Genomic DNA, 16,171 nt, shown 5'->3' on the forward strand with positions numbered 1-16,171 from the left:
TGTTACTCCTCATCGCTCAGATAAAATGCCGCTGTTGGCTCAACTTCCCGCAGTGATCCGGGGGTATACCATTGGCCTTCGTTATCAGTACCCGACGTTTTCAGCAAAACCCGGGCATTGTTTGGTGGGCGCTCGCCACTTTTCAGCCAAGAATAGCGCAGCAGGTCATCTGCATAGTGTGCCCAATCATCTCGGCTGGACATCAGGCGTTCGTTAACCAGTTTGGCGTTTTTCTTGCCGACCAAGTCAGCTGCGCGCAAGGTAATGTCGGTGATCATCAAATCTGTTCCAGGCACTGCAGGATCAAAATTCTGGGCCTGCACTTCTCTCGCCATATTTTGGCCACCCAAACGCTGCATCGCAGCGAAGGCGCCACGCAAACCACGATCTAATGCGCGAGAAGAAAAAGGCGTGACACTGATGGCTTCCACATACCGGTAAAGCGCTGCATGGTAGCCTCGGAAGTGTTCGTAATGTGAAAGATCACGCGCACCCAGCCAGTTATACATGGTAATGACCAATCCTGGGTGTTTGCGACCTACGCGGCTGGTTGCCTGAATGTATTCAGCGGTGCTTTTAGGCTGGCCAGTTACGACCATGAGACCTAAGCGGTCAATGTCTACACCAACTGAAATCATATTGGTGGCCAGCAAGACATCAACTGGGTGCTGCTTACCCTGCTCGCGTGGAAATCTGTTATCAAGACGTTTTAACAGACCAGGGATACGCCAGGAATCCAGTCGACTGGTCAGCTCATCAGGATCATTGATATAGCGTTGCGGGAATCCTCGCTGCTGGGATAAATAGCGAAGACGCTTCTTAATGTCGTCTTCAACCAGACGACGAGCGCCGCCCAATGCGCGCAGACTGTTGAAGTAGCCAACAACTGTTGCATAAGGGTCTGCGGCTTCATGGTCTCGCGTAATTTCGGCTTCACCCGCTGCCAACAGCGCTGCATAAACACGCACCAACAAGGTTTTGGTACTGGAGCCAGGGGCGTTCAATCCGACATAGAGGCGGCCGGCAGTTTTGTCGTCATCCTCTTTAATTTCCTGCTCTTTGGCAAAGAAGGAATCTTTAGATGACAAACCGCTAGGAGGAAAGATCGATAGGTCGCGGTTGTAGAGCTGACGAATTTGCTCGCGAGCTCGGCGAATGGTCGCAGTAGAGGCAATAATCTTAGCCGGTATCGAAACACCAGTTTCGACTTCCACCCGGGTGAGAAAATCTACTGCAGTCTCGTATAGGCCGACCATGGTACCCAGTGGGCCAGAGATCAGGTGCAATTCGTCTTGAATAATCAATTCTGGTGGCACCAACCGACGTGCTCGCTGAGCGTCTTTGACGACACGCTGGTTTGGCTTTTCACCATGCCCTGGCGTTAGATGCCCGTAGGTTGGGCTATATCTGTCGCGCAGGCCGAAGAGTGCCTGAGTTTCGCCCTTGAAGGGCATGCGAGCAAATTTGTCCACTGTAGCAATAACCAGTGAAGGACACTCGCGGTAGATTTCGTCATCGACAACAACAACTGGTAAACCTTGATCATTTGACTTACGTGCACAGAATTCGCACTTTGGATTGGGGCACCGAACAAGTGTTCTTAGCCGCACATTATCAAAATCGTAAGTTTGATTTTCAGGTTTGCCTTGCTGGGTTACCAGTGAGGTGCCGCAGCGAGGGCACGACACCAACTGAACCGGACTACCATCTCGTGGTTTTTTGCCTTCGTCTAAATCTTCCAACGCCTTTCCAGATGCTTTGGCATCGTTTGGCGTAGTTGCTTTACCCACCCAAAGGCCAATTTTAAAGGGCTCCTGTCCCCACTTTTCAGAATTGCTCTTACGCACTAATTCACAGGCGCAGATTAGTGCCGTGGCTCGTTGAAACTGCTGGACCGTAAGTAGGCGCAAGGTATAGCGCATGATGATGGAAACGCCAGCGCTGGAGTCTAGGCCATTAACATCGCCGCGCAAGCGCCGATAGGCTAGTGTAAATGCCGCGAGCCCGAGATAGGCCTCCGTCTTACCACCACCCGTTGGGAACCAAAGTAGGTCAACGAGTTTGCGGTCTGCTGCAACTTTCTCTCCGGATTTGGGTTTATTCACCATACTGGCGATGTTGAGCAAGATGAAGCCCATCTGGAACGGACGCCAAGTACGGTTGCCCGAATTATTAATATCTTCGTCGAAAGGCGATCCAACTGTTTTTCCATCAGCACTATCTTTTGTGCGGCCTGCCCAAATGGCGTGAATGCGCTGATCCCACATAACGTGATTGGAAAATAAAAATGCCTCAAACGCATTATTCTCGTCTCTGATTAGCTCCAGTCCTTCACGCATTCTTCGGGCAGCATCTTTGCAGCACTCAATAAGCACCTTAGACGTATCAATATTTTCAGGCGTCGAGTTAAAGGGCACTCTCTGCGTTTCCGCTTTTCTATCGGCCACCCATTTCTCGTAGGTCAGTACGAGCGGTTCGATAGCTTGGAACAAATCATTGGGCGTTGCGCATTGGCTTAGCTCCCACATATCCAAGTTAAGACCGGAAATCGCTCCACTTTGGGCTATCAGGCTTGGCACTTCGAAGTTCGGAATAAAATCCGTGAATAATAGGCTGGCGCGGTCACGGGTGACGTTTAGGCCATCCCATCCTGCAGCGACCCCGTGCCCTGTGGCGAATTCTTTGGCATCACGATAGAGCATATTGGCTGCCGCAATTTCAGGATCTTTAGATATGTCTTTATCGAAATCTTTGGCGATGAAGATCGGGTATTTGTCAGCCCCAAACACCTGTAGTTTTGGTTGCATTAACCATTGTTGATCTTTTGCTTTGTCAGAATCGTCACCTTTAGGTCGGCGATTTACCAGAAATAAACTGACCGCCTTGGCGCCATCAATATGGTGAACAACACCCTCCAGAAAAACCTGACCATCACCGTCGCCATCTTCTCCTTGATGTCTAAAGCCATCTGGAGTAACAGTGACTGACGCGGGCGCATTGGATTTTGATAAGGGAATCGGACTCAGTTTGCCAATTTTATCAACCGGTATGCCCTCTACTAAAACGGATCGCTGATAGCGTTTCCAATAGGTGCGGTCTTCAGATGAATGTTTTTCGCGGCGATAGTCGCCCCAGAAAGCATTGGCATGGATGGTTTTTGTTTCCAGCGAAACCAGAAAGGACAGTCCCATAGATGAAGGGCTAAAGCCTACAATGAGCGGAGGTTGTGATTCGTACCCTCCACCCTCATCATCGTCATTGCCCGCAGCTAGTTCATCTTTTTCATAGTCGGGAATTTCAGACTTGAGGGGCGCCAAACGACCTATGATATATCGGGTTGTCGGAAATTCATTGATTGACTCGTCAGCTGTTGTTGGCCCCATTAATTCCCGCTCGAGAGCTTCTAGAATTCGTGAGCGCGACTCTCGTTTGCTGCTATCAGGCATTGGCTTGTTCCTTTTGTTCGCGTTTTTGTGCTCTTGGACCTTTTCCTGTTCCTGGGTGGGCATCGTGAGTGCCACTTAAAGACAGGTATTTTTTCGGTACTGCTTTAGGCTTTTCCGGTGGTGGGCAATCGTTACGTCTTTTAGGAATCAAATTCAGCTTTTTACGAACACGCTCACCAAAGAACTGGCGCCGAATTTCCAAGCCAAAAAATTCGCCAATTGCCGGCGGAACCGCATTTCCAATTTGCATGTGCGCCGCACGTCGATCTCCGGAAAACTGAAAATTATCAGGAAAAGTTTGTAGGCGGGCTAGTTCACGAATCGAAAGTAGTCTGCCTTTCCAGTGGAAAGGTCCTGTTGCTGGGCCTGGCTGAGCTTGAATCGTCCAACTTGGTTTGTCTTTCGCGAGCTTTAAAAGAAATGACCAAAAGCGAGTTCTCCAACCGAATAAGGGAAGCCCACCCATTTTCTCGGTATGCCAGAGGTAGTTTTGGCCTTCAGGAATTGTTGGTAAAAGCTCCGCCCATTTGCCTGAAGGTTTAACCTCATCCAACCAAATATCGACATCCAAATCGCCAATCGAATCCCACGTAGTTAAATGAGGTTGCCCATGACCATTTAGTTTATCAGGATCGAAATGCGTTGGCGCAGGCAGTTTAAAATGCTTTCCATCTCTGTTGGCAACGATAAATACACGTTCTCGTGACTGAGGAACACCATAGTCAGCTGCGTTTAGAGATATTACATGTGGATGGTAATTAGTTTTTTTCGCTCGATTGATCTTGTTCAGCTCATTTACCAACAGTTGTAACCCTTCATCCTTGTCGGAATAAGCAATGCCTTTGACGTTCTCAAGCAATATCACTTCCGGCTGTGCTTCGCGGACGATATCGAGATAGGCCTTCAGGGTTTTAGCTCTCGGGTCGGTTAGTCGATCAGTATCGCCTGTAACCCAATATCCAGACTTGGAAAATGGCTGGCAGGGCGGCCCACCGGCAAGCAGGGTCAACTCTTTGGGCTTTAGTCCTGACTGTCTTAACAATTCACTGGGAGCCAATGCATGAATGTCACCCGGTGAGGCAAGTTTCCACTTGGGGTGGTTTAAAGCGAGAGTTTGCTGTGCAATGGGATCAATTTCTACGCAGAGCTTGTTAGTAAATCCGGCTGCGCTCAGCCCTAAGTCTAAGCCTCCGGCTCCGCTAAACAAGGAAATCATGGTTTTTGCCTGCTTACTACTCATGTATTGTTCTCGCCTTTTTGATATTCGAGCAGCTCGCCTACAGAAACGGAGAGATACTCACAGAGAGTATTAATCGTTTCTAAATCAATCCTCACCAGGGTCTCGTGATACATCCTCGTCAGGGTCCCCCTGTTTATCCCAGTGTCTCGCGAAACATCTGAAATTTTGAGTCTCCGCTCCCCCATCAACCTAGAAAGATGGCTTTTGATCATCCAAGATACCTATTATGACCTGCAAGAGGTAATTTTCGTCTGTTTGTGCTCACTTTACGTTATTAGATGATATTAGGGCAAGTTGCCAACATCACAGCATATTAGTCATTAGGTGTGGAGATATCGTACTGAATCGACTCTAAGTAGTTATTATTCTAGGCATCTTCACGATGCCCACTTCTGGCACTCAGCAGACGTTCGTAGAACTTACATGCTGTACACCGAAAGCTTTTTGGAAAGGTATGTGATCCCACCCATGTAATGTGGACACAGCCCTAAGCGAGATTTTCGTTTTCAAATTGTACCGGGCTGAGACCGTCACAGGCACTGTGACGACGCCACCGATTGTAATCACACTCGATATAATTAAACACCGTCGTCCGCATTATTTCCCGGCTGATAAAGCGTTCCTCGTGGATACACTCTACTTTCAGCGAATGAAAGAAGCTTTTCGCACACGCATTATCGTAGCAGAAACCTTTTGCGCTCATGCAGCTGTGCAGGCTATGCCGCTTCAGCAATACCTGATAATCCGCTGTTCAGTACTGGTCACCACGGCTTGTATGAACGATAACTGACTGGGCTGAACTTCTGGCTGGCTTTCGCCCGCAGTTCCTGACTGCGCAGTTTGGCGGCGATGGTTTTGAAATTGTATTCAGGCAGTTCTTCGGCGAGACGAGGCACACCATAACGCTGCTATGCCCCAGTGAATGCCTGACTGACAGCAATATCACAGATGAGTGTCAACGAGCCGGAACTGGTGGTTTGGGCTGGCTTGATGGCGACGTTTGAGCCGCGCATACAAACCGCTTCGGGCAATCCGGAGCACGCGACACACGGCTTTGACGCTGAACTCAGCCTGATGCTTTTCGATGAAGACATACTTCATTTAAGGCGCTTCGCGAAGTCTGTCGCGGCCTTTTGGAGAATGGCCAGCTCCTCTGCCTGCTCAGCCAGTTAGCGTTTGAGGCGGGCATTTTCAGCAGTCAGTTTGTTCTCCTGTTCTGAGGATGTCATTTGCTGCTGTTGTTTACTGCGCCAGTTGTAGAGCTGTGATTCATACAGGCTGACTTCACGGGCGGCGGCAGCGACACCAATACGCTCAGCCAGTTTCAGTGCCTCATCGCGGAATTCGGGTGTGTACTATTTACTGGCTGTTTTGCTGTTTTGCTGGTTGATGCTGGTTTTGTCATGAGTAATCGACCTCTGGTCGAGAGTTTACTCACTTAGTCGCGTGTCAACTAATAGTGGGTAGGATTAATGAAGTGGGAGGGGGGCCTGCAGGGCTTTGAAGTATATGGCTAAGCGTGCTGAACAAAAATTCCAGCAACTATGAGCATCTGATATTCACTGCTCACATATTCTATAGGTAGAATTGTAGGTTTAAATAATATATAAATAAATATCTATATTATTCAATAATAAAACACCAATGCATCATCGGCGTATGTGCGTCGAAATTGTCGATTGTGCTCATGGAGTTATGATGTCCATTTCTTTGAAAATAAACCGTTTTGATCGGCTCAGTGGCCGTTTGTTCCTTCTATTGTCGCATGAAAAAAAGGTACGGCGCAGAAAAATGTCGTGGCTTTACGAGCCGCCTTCCGACATTAATTCGATAACAATTTTTCCATGCTCTACGCCCACTCTGACTCTGGAATGGGTCGTAAACCCCGCCTCTTCAAGCCAGTCTCCTTTTAAGCTCAGCGCCGCATGCACGCTGTAGCGCTTCGGTATCTTGGTTTTGCGGTCTTCATGGCGCTTTCTAAAATATCCTACTGTTAAATGGCGATAGGGTTTGCCGATCGTGAACTCATGCATAGGGTCTCCAGACAACACGGACAAAGGTCATTTCTGATGCCTGTATAAAATACCAGTGATTATCGGTCTGTGCAGAGCTAAAACTGGAATCAGGCGTCAGGAAATGAAATGCAACCGCTGAAATCCGGTGGTGAAAGATGTATTATTAATACACTTTATTATTCGGTAATCCGTTATGTCCGGTAAACGCATCTCACGAGAAAAAGAGACCATCGCGAAAATGATCGCGTTGTATGAAAAGCAGTGCCCGCAGGCATCTCAGGAGGAAGGGCATTATCAGGCGCTCAACGCGTATGCCGATAAGCGCCTGGATAAGTGTGTTTTCGGTGAGGACAAGCCTGCCTGCAAGCAGTGTCCGGTACACTGCTACCAGCCTGCCAGACGTGAAGAGATGAAGCAGGTTATGCGCTGGGCCGGTCCGCGTATGTTATGGCGTCACCCGATCCTGACCATCCGCCATCTCATCGACGATCGCCGCCCGGTACCGGAATTACCGGAAAAATACCGTCCGAAAAAGTAACGTTTCTGTACCGAAGGTTAAACCAGGCTCTCTTTATCAATCCCGAGGCGTTTCATGCGTGAGAGCAGGGTGGTGCGCTTCAGCCCGAGGCGTTGGGCTGCCCCCTTCGGCCCGGCCACCACGCCGTTGGTCTCCTTGAGCACGCGCATAATCAGCTGATACTCATCTTCGCCTTCCTGCGCCACTTCTGCCGCGACGGGGGGCTCCTCTGGCAGCGAGACCTCAGGCAGCGACAGCTGCAGCACGCTGCCCCGCGTCAGGAGCACCGCGCGCTCAATGACGTTCTCCAGCTCGCGTACGTTGCCCGGCCACTCCATAGAGGAGAGGATGCGCAGCGTCTCGGCAGGAATACTGTCGATATTGCGTCCCATCCGACGCGCAATCTTGGCGGTGAAGGCTTTCACCAGCAGGGGGATATCCTCCGGGCGCTCGCGCAGCGGCGGCAGGCAGATTGGGAAGACGTTAAGGCGATAGTAGAGATCGCTACGAAACTCGCGGTCGGCGACCATTTTTTTCAGGTCGCGGTTGGTGGCGGCAATCAAACGCACGTCGGTTTGAATCAGCTTGTTGCTGCCGAGACGCTCAAACTCCTGCTCCTGCAGGACGCGAAGCAGCTTAGGCTGCAGCTCAAGCGGCATGTCGCCCACCTCGTCGAGGAACAAGGAGCTTTTGTCCGCCAGTTCGAAACGCCCCAGCCGCTGGCTGCTGGCCCCGGTAAAGGCTCCGCGCTCGTGGCCGAACAGGTCGCTTTCCAGCAGGCCCGCGGGCATTGCCGCGCAGTTCATCTTCACCATCCGGCGGCTGTTGCGGTTGCTCAGGTTGTGGATGGCGCGGGCGATCAGCTCCTTGCCGGTGCCGGTTTCACCCAGAATCAGCACGGTACTGTCGCTTTGCGCCACCATCTCAACCTGCTTGAGCACGCTGTACATGGCGTCGCTGCGCCCGATGATTTCGCCAAACTCGCTGTCGACGTTGTTAAGCTGCTCGGTCAGGGCCAGGTTTTCGTCCACCAGCCGCTCCTTCAGGCGGTGGATCTCCTGATAGGCGAGGGCGTTATCCAGGGCGATAGAAATACGCTCGGCAATCTGGCGCAGCAGCTTGAGGTTGGCGGTGGTGAATACGCCTTCCTCACACTGCGCCAGCTTAAGCACGCCCAGCATGGTGTTGCCGGACATCAGCGGCAGCAGGCACAGGGTCTGAATTTTATTGCCCCAGGTGTTAAACAGCATCCGCTCGTAGGGCGCCACCGGATCCTGCTCGCTGAGGTTAAGCAGCAGGATCTCCTTGCTTTTAAACACCCGTTCGGAGAGCGTACCCGCCTCATCGACTTCGCTCTGCTCGTGGGCCGGGTTGGCCTCATCGAGGTAGTGCGTGGAGTAGATATTCAGCTTGCCCTTGCGGTGGCCGCGCAGGGCAATGCTGATGGCGTCGATTTTGAAATAGTGGTGGATCTCTTTCGACACTTCGCTGACCAGCTCGTCCATGTCGAGGCGGGAGAGCACGGCGTTGGTGATGGCGACCAGAATGCGGAAGTTGTCACGCTCGCGGCTCAGCAGGTCGTAATCCACGTTGTTAGTGACGCGGCTTTGGATCTGCTCTGCCACCACGGCCACAATCTGGGTGAAGGTGTGCAGGCGCTCGTATTCCGCCTCGGTCCAGGGCTGGTCCGTGTTGCGGATAAATTCGCAGCCGCCAAAGATGTGGCCTTCCGCCGCCAGAGGCAGCATGCAGTAATGGCCAAAGGGCTGGTAAAGGCTGCCCTCGACCAGCATCGGCCATGCCTGCCGGAACTCATTGAAGCTGCAGTGCAGCACTTCCGGGCGAGAGAGGATGCGGCGCACCGGACCGTGCGCCAGATAGGTTTCGTCTTCGTATTCGAAGGCTTTGCCGTTGTCGCGCGTTGAATAATAGCTCGCCCGATGGGTTCCGCTATGCCAGAGCACGATGGCGGCGCTGTCCGCCAGCGCGGATTGCCTGACCAGACGCGTCAGGGCATCGCTCAGCGAACCGAGATCGGGCTGCTGTAAAAGTGTGCGCGTGATATCAAACAGGCCCTGCTGTCCAAGATCGCTCATCGGTGTATACGGCATTATTGCTTTCCAATAGAAACTGGCGAAAAGATAAATTCAGTGCTGGCCGCTTATGGTGCGGCTCTAGCAGATACGGGGTAACGGCTCAGCGTGCGGAAGATCCAGCGTACGCTTAACGCCATACAGTCCGGCCAGGCGCACCCCTTTGCGCTCAACCACCTCGCCGATGATTGCCGCGTCTTTCCCTGAGGGATGCGCGCGCAGCTGTTCAAGAACGGCCTCCGCTGCCGAGCGTTCAACGCCAATCACCAGCTTGCCTTCGTTAGCAAAGTTTAGCGGGTCAAGGCCCAATAGCTCGCACAGCCCGCGGACGGCAGGTTTAACCGGCAGACCGCGCTCGGTCAGTTCGATCCCGTACCCGCAGCTAGCGGCGAACTCGTGCACCACGGCGTTGACGCCGCCTCGCGTCGCGTCGCGCAGGGCTTTTACCCCCGGAATGGCGCGCAGTGGCTGAATGAGCGGAGTAAGCACCGCGCAGTCGCTGCGCAGTTCACCGTCCAGCCCCAGACCTTCGCGCAGGTTCAGAATGGTCGCCCCGTGGCACCCGAGCGTTCCGCTGACGATCAGCACGTCGCCCGCGGCAAGCTGCTGCGCGCCCCAGTGAATGTCGGCAGGTATTGCCCCCATTCCGGCGGTGTTGATGAACAGCTTATCCGCCGCGCCGCGCTGCACCACCTTGGTATCACCGGTGACGATAGCGATCCCCGCCTCGCGCGCGGTGTGCGCCATGCTGTTCACCACCGCCGCGAGCGTCTCCATCGGCAGCCCCTCCTCGAGGATAAACCCGCAGGAGAGGTAGCGCGGGAGTGCGCCGCTAACGGCTACGTCGTTCGCCGTGCCGCAGACGGCGAGCTTGCCGATATCCCCGCCCGGGAAGAACAGCGGATCGATCACGTAGCTGTCGGTGGAGAACGCCAGCCGGTCGCCCTGCGCGGTCAGCGTGGCGAGGTCAATGCGTGCCTGATCTTCCTGTTCGGCCAGCCAGGGGTTGTTGAATGCCTCCATGAACAGCTGATTGATCAGCTGCTGCATCGCCTGACCGCCGCTCCCGTGCGCCATTTCAACCGTGTTCATGCTTCACACTCCTGATTGCGATACTGATACCACGCGGCGCACGCCCCTTCGGAGGAGACCATCAGCGCGCCAAACGCGGTTTGCGGGTTACAGGTGTTGCCAAATAACGGGCAGTGATGAGGTTTGCATTTGCCGGTGAGCACCTCACCGCACCGGGCGCGCGGATCGTCGCACACCTGCTGAGGCTGCGGGCGGAAATGCGCTTCAGCATCGAACGCGTGATACGCGGGCGTAAGGCGCACGCCGGATTCGGCAATCAGCCCCAGGCCGCGCCACTCGCTGTCGCCTTCAACGCGAAATACGTCGGCTATCGCCTGCTGTGCGAGCGCATTGCCCACATCAGGCACCACGCGGCGATACTGATTTTCCACCGTGCTCGTGGCCGCTATTTTCTGCTCAACCAGCATGGTCACGCCTTGCAGTAGATCAAGCGGTTCGAATCCAGCGACAACTAATGGGCGATCGTACTGTTCGGTAATAAAACCGTAGGCTTTTGTACCGATAACCATGCTGACGTGCCCCGGTGCCAGAAAGGCGTCAATACCGTTGCCCGGCTCCTCCAGCAGGCTGCGCAGCGTCGGGATGAGCGTGATGTGCTGGCAGAAAAAGAAAAAGTTGTCGAGCTTACGCGCTTTTGCCTGCTGGAGCGTGATGGCGGTGGCGGGCATGGTGGTTTCGAAGCCGAGGCCGAAAAACACAACCCTGCGCGCGGGGTTGTCCGCTGCCAGCGTCAGCGCGTCCATCGGCGAGTAAACAATACGTACGTCCGCGCCGCGCGCCTTCGCCTGCAGCAGCGATCCCTTTTTCCCGGGCACGCGCATCGCGTCGCCGAAGGTGCAGAAGATGACGTCCGGCTGGCTGGCTATCTCAATGCAGCTGTCGATGCGGCCCATCGGCAGAACGCACACCGGGCAGCCGGGGCCGTGGATAAACTCGATGTTCTCCGGCAGCAGCTGGTCGAGGCCAAACTTGAAGATGGCGTGGGTATGCCCGCCGCACACCTCCATGATCCTAAGCGGTTTTTCTTTCGTGTAGCTCAGCAGCGCCGCGCGCGTTTTCAGGTGCCCGATAAGCTGCATCACCTGCTCCGGCGCGCGGTATTCATCAACGTAGCGCATGGGTTAACGCTCCTCGCCAAATAACAGCGCGCCGACGTCGGGCTCTACGTCGAACATGTTTTGCAGGGCGTCGAGCGTGTCGCGGGCTTCCGCTTCGTTAATCACGCTCATGGCAAACCCCACGTGCACCAGCACCCACTGGCCGAGGCGCGATGCGCCGGTTTCATCGGTGCTGCCCACCAGCGTCAGATCGACATCGCGCAGGATGCCGCAGACCTCCACTTTGGCCTGATTCCCGTCAATGGAATGGATTTGTCCCGGTACGCCTATGCACATCGTTCACTCTCCAGCCAGTTCAGCCAGGCGTCCATGCCGTCTCCGCGCGTGGCGGAGACCAGCAGGATCTCAATGTCCGGGTTCACCTCCCGGGCGTAGGCCATGCACTTATCCACGTCAAAGGTCAGGTACGGCAGCAGGTCGACTTTGTTGAGCAGCATGATGGAGGCCGCGGCGAACATATGCGGATATTTCAGCGGCTTGTCTTCACCTTCCGTCACGGAGAGCACCGCCACCTTGTGTCGTTCGCCAAGATCGAAGCTCGCCGGGCAGACCAGGTTGCCGACGTTTTCAATAAACAGGATGCCCTTATCCGCCAGCGGCAGGCGCGATGCGGCATCGGCTATCATCTGCGCGTCCAGGTGGCAGCCCTTGCCGGTGTTGACCTGAATCGCCGGAGTGCCGGTTTCGCGGATGCGCGCGGCGTCGTTTACCGTCTGCTGATCGCCTTCGATCACCGCGCATGGCGTATGCGCGTTCAGGCGCCTGAGCGTTTCCGTCAGCAGCGTGGTTTTGCCGGAGCCGGGGCTGGAGACCAGGTTTAGCACCAGCTGATTGCGAGCGGCAAAGCGGGCGCGGTTGCGGGCGGCGAGCCGGTTATTTTTGTCCAGCACGTTGATCTCCACCTCCAGCATCTGGCGCTGGCTCATGCCCGGCGCGTGGGTTCCCGCCTCGCCGTGGCCGTAGTGCAGATCGCCTGCGGCGGATTGCTGCGGGGCGAAGGTAATACCGGTCAACGCCGCAGCGGGACGCGGGGCAGGCGAAAAGGGCGCGGAGCGAAACGCGGAGTGAGGACGGTGTTCATCCCCTTCTATATACAGGTTGCCTTCGGCGCAACCGCAGGTGCTACACATACTTTACTCCTTCTCGATTTCGAGGCGTTGGATCTGCATGCCGTCGTCCGCCACGATGCGCAGCCCGGCGCTCTGGCACTGCGGACAGCGCTGAACCTTCGATGACAGCAGCGTGACGTACTGCTGACACTGCTCGCACCAGCACTCCGCCTGCTGCTCGTCGATATGCAGCTCGCAGCCCTCCGCCAGCGTGCCGCGGCACACCAGCTCAAAGCAGAAGGTGAGGGCGCTGATTTCGACGCAGGAAAACGCGCCGACCTTTAGCCAGACGCCGGTGACGCGCTTCGCGCGGTTTTGCACTGCCTGCTGTTCGATAAGTTCCAGGGCCCGCTGGCAGAGGGTGATTTCGTGCATGACGCCTCCTCAATGATTTGCGCCATTGAATGCAATAACGGTGCCAGCTTGGTTTTTGTCAGGGCGTGACGATGTCAACGCTGTCGAAATGACACGTCGACACGCCGGTAATGACAGCGCCAGTATTACTAAACCATTTGAAATTCAATGCGTTAAAAACTGGCACGGAATCTGCTTAACAGCGGCTATCTCCATTCAGCGGATACCTTCTATGACTATTTGGGAAATTAGCGAAAAAGCGGATTACATCGCGCAGCGTCACCAGCAGCTGCAGGATCAGTGGCACCACTACTGCAACTCTCTGGTTCAGGGGATCACCCTGTCGAAAGCCCGCCTGCACCACGCCATGAGCTGTGCATCGCAGGGGGATATGCGCTTTGTGTTATTTGGTCACTTTACGATTAACGTCACCCTGGCAGAGAGCTTTAACAGCCACACCATTGAGTACTACCTCGAAACAAAAGAGGGGGAAAAACAGTGTATTGCGAAGGCGCAGCTGATGGCCGACGGCATGGTGGACGGACATGTCAGCAACCGCGATCGCCAGCAGGTGCTTGAGCACTATCTGGAGAAAATCGCGCCGGTTTATAACGTTCTCTACACCGCGGTTGAGCATGATTTACCGGTCAATCTGAAGCAGCTGATGGACGGAAAATCCTCGGCGCACGTGGCCTGAGTATCGAGTGACGAGACGTGTCGATACGACAGTTTTTCGTCAAAAATGACCATCACCAGAGGATTGCCCGGTGAACCGTTTTGTAATTGCTGACTCGACGGTCTGTATTGGCTGTCGAACCTGTGAGGCGGCGTGTTCGGAAACGCACCGCCTGCACGGGCTACAGTCCATGCCGCGCCTGCGCGTCATGCGTAATGAGAAAGAGTCTGCCCCGCAGCTCTGCCACCACTGTGAAGATGCGCCCTGCGCGGGCGTTTGCCCGGTTAACGCCATCACCCGCGTTGACGGCGCCGTCCAGCTGAATGAAAGCCTGTGCGTCAGCTGCAAGCTGTGCGGCATCGCCTGCCCGTTCGGCGCCATTGAATTTTCCGGCAGCCGCCCGCTGCATATCCCGGCGAATGCCAACTCCCCGAAAGCGCCGCCTGCGCCACCCGCTCCGGCGAAGGTGAGCACGCTGCTGGACTGGGTGCCCGGCATCCGCGCCGTGGCGGTGAAGTGCGACCTGTGCAGCTTTGATGAGCAAGGCCCGGCCTGCGTACGTACCTGCCCGACCAAAGCGCTGATTCTGGTCACCATTCGCGATATCGCCCGCACCAGCAGGCGCAAGCGCGAGCTGACCATTAATACCGACGTCGGCGATCTTTCGCTTCTGCAGGCGCTTAACGAGGGGGCGAAATGAACGCCATCACCATGATTAACAGCGCCGTGGCGTACTTTGCCGCTGCCGCCGTGCTGGCGCTGATCTGCTCTTTTCATAAAACCCTGAGCGGCTGGGTCGCCGGTATCGGCGGCGCGATCGGAAGCCTGATGACGCTGGCGGCGGGCGGCATCGTCCTGCTCGGCGGGCAACCCGTTGCCACACTCATGCCGCTGATCCGCCACACCGTGGCGATTACGCCGCTGAACGCCATCTGGCTGGTAACCTTTGGCCTGTGCGGGCTGTTTATCAGCCTGTTCAACATCGACTGGCACCGCCATCAGCACGTCTTCGCCAACGGCCTGCTGGTCAACCTGCTGATGGCGACGGCGGTCTGCTCCGTTATTGCCGGCAACCTCGGCGCGCTGGTGGTGATGGCCGAGATTATGGCCCTGTGCGGCGTGTTCCTCACGGGCTGTAGCGCCTCCGGCAAGCTGTGGTTTGCGCTCGGGCGCCTTGGCACCCTGCTGCTGGCGCTGGCCTGCTGGCTGGTGTGGCAGCGCTTCGGCACGCTGGACTTTGCCGCGCTTCACGGCCAGGCGCTGGGCAATGACGTCTGGGTTCTCGGCATCGTCGGTTTTGGCCTGCTGGCCGGGATTATCCCGCTGCACGGCTGGGTACCCCAGGCGCATGCGAACGCCTCTGCACCGGCCGCTGCCCTGTTCTCCACCGTCGTCATGAAGGTAGGGCTGTTCGGTATTCTGAGCATCACGCTGGCCGGCGGACAGCCTCCGCTGTGGTGGGGCATCGTGCTGCTGCTGGCAGGTATGGTCACCGCGTTTGTCGGCGGGCTGTACGCGCTGATGGAGCACAACATCCAGCGCCTGCTGGCGTACCACACCCTGGAAAACATCGGCATTATCCTGCTCGGAATGGGCGCGGGCGTGACCGGGCTGGCGCTTAACCAGCCGGCGCTGATTGCCGCCGGGTTTATCGGCGGTCTGTATCACCTCATCAACCACAGCCTGTTTAAGAGCACGCTGTTCCTCGGCGCGGGCAGCGTCTGGTTCCGCACCGGCCATCGCGATATTGAAAAGCTGGGCGGGATTGGCAAAAAGATGCCGGTCATTTCACTCGCGATGCTGGTAGGGCTAATGGCGATGGCCGCGCTGCCGCCGCTGAACGGCTTTGCCGGGGAGTGGGTGATTTATCAGTCCTTCTTCGCGCTCGGTCAGAGCGATGTCTTTATCGCACGCCTGCTCGGCCCGCTGCTGGCGGTCGGCCTGGCGATTACCGGCGCGCTGGCGGTGATGTGTATGGCCAAAGTTTACGGCGTCACCTTCCTCGGTGCGCCGCGCACCCGTGAAGCTGAAAACGCCTGCTGCGCGCCGGTACTGATGGGCGTGAGCGTGGTCGCGCTGGCGCTGTGCTGCATCGCGGGCGGGGTCGCCGCGCCGTGGCTGCTTCCGCTGCTGGGCAACGCCATTCCTCTGCCGCTGACCACGGCGCATACCGTCGTTTCTCAGCCGATGGTGGCGCTGCTGCTGGTCGCCGCGCCGCTCCTGCCGTTCGTGCTGATGCTGTTCTTCAGGCGTGACCGTCTCGCCTCCCGCTCGCGCGGCGCGGCGTGGGCCTGCGGCTACGAACACGAGCAGTCGATGGTCATTACCGCCCACGGCTTCGCCATGCCGGTGAAGGAGAATTTCGCCGCCGTGCTGAAGCTGCGCCACTGGCTAAATCCGGTGGATTGGGTACCCGGCTGGCAGAGCGCCGCCGCGCCCGCGCTGTTCCGCCGTCTGGCGCTGATCGAGCTGGCGGTGCTGGTGGTCATTGTGATTTCACGAGGAGCCTGA

Annotated in this window: 14 protein-coding genes and 1 pseudogene; 4 read left to right on the forward strand and 11 right to left on the reverse strand. The window is 55.9% G+C overall.

The genetic code is table 11. The annotated features are described in order from the left end of the window. Positions 1 to 2: 2 nt before the first annotated feature. The 5 genes and pseudogenes from drmA to D5067_RS05015 all read right to left on the reverse strand — a co-directional run bounded on the left by drmA (position 3) and on the right by D5067_RS05015 (position 6,719). Positions 3 to 3,446: a DISARM system helicase DrmA gene (gene drmA / locus D5067_RS04995; RefSeq protein ID WP_210433794.1), complete on the reverse strand. Its 3,444-nt coding sequence runs from the start codon at positions 3,444 to 3,446 to the stop codon at positions 3 to 5. Further along, the gene (locus tag D5067_RS05000) at positions 3,439 to 4,686 is read right to left on the reverse strand and encodes a DNA cytosine methyltransferase (RefSeq protein WP_210433793.1); all 1,248 of its coding nucleotides are present in this window, start codon (positions 4,684 to 4,686) and stop codon (positions 3,439 to 3,441) included. The genes drmA and D5067_RS05000 overlap by 8 nt, the downstream gene beginning before the upstream one ends. Next, positions 4,683 to 4,898, reverse strand: coding sequence for a helix-turn-helix domain-containing protein (locus D5067_RS05005; protein WP_119936007.1), 216 nt, complete (start codon positions 4,896 to 4,898; stop codon positions 4,683 to 4,685). The genes D5067_RS05000 and D5067_RS05005 overlap by 4 nt, the downstream gene beginning before the upstream one ends. A gap of 275 nt (positions 4,899 to 5,173) precedes the next feature. Then, positions 5,174 to 6,091 (reverse strand): annotated as a pseudogene (locus tag D5067_RS05010) (IS3 family transposase). A 397-nt stretch (positions 6,092 to 6,488) separates the two neighbouring features. Continuing rightward, entirely contained in the window at positions 6,489 to 6,719 is a 231-nt protein-coding gene (locus D5067_RS05015; RefSeq protein WP_119936006.1) for a SymE family type I addiction module toxin, read from the reverse strand. Between the two features lie 175 nt (positions 6,720 to 6,894). On the opposite strand from D5067_RS05015, the gene D5067_RS05020 reads away from it, so the two are divergent. Beyond that, a complete protein-coding gene (locus tag D5067_RS05020) occupies positions 6,895 to 7,239 on the forward strand; it encodes a nitrous oxide-stimulated promoter family protein (RefSeq protein WP_119936005.1) in 345 nt (114 codons plus the stop codon). A gap of 17 nt (positions 7,240 to 7,256) precedes the next feature. On the opposite strand, the gene flhA is transcribed toward D5067_RS05020, so the two are convergent. The 6 genes from flhA to hypA all read right to left on the reverse strand — a co-directional run bounded on the left by flhA (position 7,257) and on the right by hypA (position 13,005). Then, positions 7,257 to 9,329: a formate hydrogenlyase transcriptional activator FlhA gene (gene flhA / locus D5067_RS05025; protein ID WP_119936004.1), complete on the reverse strand. Its 2,073-nt coding sequence runs from the start codon at positions 9,327 to 9,329 to the stop codon at positions 7,257 to 7,259. 63 nt (positions 9,330 to 9,392) lie between these two features. Next, positions 9,393 to 10,403, reverse strand: coding sequence for a hydrogenase expression/formation protein HypE (hypE, locus tag D5067_RS05030; protein WP_119936003.1), 1,011 nt, complete (start codon positions 10,401 to 10,403; stop codon positions 9,393 to 9,395). Then, positions 10,400 to 11,521, reverse strand: a complete 1,122-nt coding sequence (hypD, locus tag D5067_RS05035; RefSeq protein ID WP_119936002.1) for a hydrogenase formation protein HypD — start codon at positions 11,519 to 11,521, stop codon at positions 10,400 to 10,402. The genes hypE and hypD overlap by 4 nt, the downstream gene beginning before the upstream one ends. A 3-nt stretch (positions 11,522 to 11,524) precedes the next feature. Continuing rightward, positions 11,525 to 11,797: a HypC/HybG/HupF family hydrogenase formation chaperone gene (locus D5067_RS05040; RefSeq protein ID WP_119936001.1), complete on the reverse strand. Its 273-nt coding sequence runs from the start codon at positions 11,795 to 11,797 to the stop codon at positions 11,525 to 11,527. Beyond that, positions 11,788 to 12,651, reverse strand: a complete 864-nt coding sequence (hypB, locus tag D5067_RS05045) for a hydrogenase nickel incorporation protein HypB (protein WP_119936000.1) — start codon at positions 12,649 to 12,651, stop codon at positions 11,788 to 11,790. Before hypB ends, D5067_RS05040 begins: the two co-directional genes overlap by 10 nt. Positions 12,652 to 12,654: 3 nt before the next feature. After that, the gene (gene hypA / locus D5067_RS05050) at positions 12,655 to 13,005 is read right to left on the reverse strand and encodes a hydrogenase maturation nickel metallochaperone HypA (RefSeq protein ID WP_119935999.1); all 351 of its coding nucleotides are present in this window, start codon (positions 13,003 to 13,005) and stop codon (positions 12,655 to 12,657) included. Positions 13,006 to 13,216: 211 nt separating this feature from the next. Here hypA and hycA point away from each other — a divergent pair, with 211 nt between their 5' ends. From hycA to hycC, 3 genes are all read left to right on the forward strand, one after another. Then, positions 13,217 to 13,681 (forward strand): formate hydrogenlyase regulator HycA, encoded by a 465-nt coding sequence (gene hycA, locus D5067_RS05055; protein WP_119935998.1) that lies wholly within the window; start codon positions 13,217 to 13,219, stop codon positions 13,679 to 13,681. 70 nt (positions 13,682 to 13,751) lie between these two features. Beyond that, complete coding sequence (locus tag D5067_RS05060; protein WP_119935997.1) at positions 13,752 to 14,360, forward strand: 4Fe-4S dicluster domain-containing protein; 609 nt, start codon at positions 13,752 to 13,754, stop codon at positions 14,358 to 14,360. Then, positions 14,357 to 16,171: a formate hydrogenlyase subunit 3 gene (hycC, locus tag D5067_RS05065; RefSeq protein ID WP_119935996.1), complete on the forward strand. Its 1,815-nt coding sequence runs from the start codon at positions 14,357 to 14,359 to the stop codon at positions 16,169 to 16,171. The genes D5067_RS05060 and hycC overlap by 4 nt, the downstream gene beginning before the upstream one ends.

This window comes from Enterobacter huaxiensis, assembly GCF_003594935.2.
GTDB classification, from domain to species: domain Bacteria; phylum Pseudomonadota; class Gammaproteobacteria; order Enterobacterales; family Enterobacteriaceae; genus Enterobacter; species Enterobacter huaxiensis.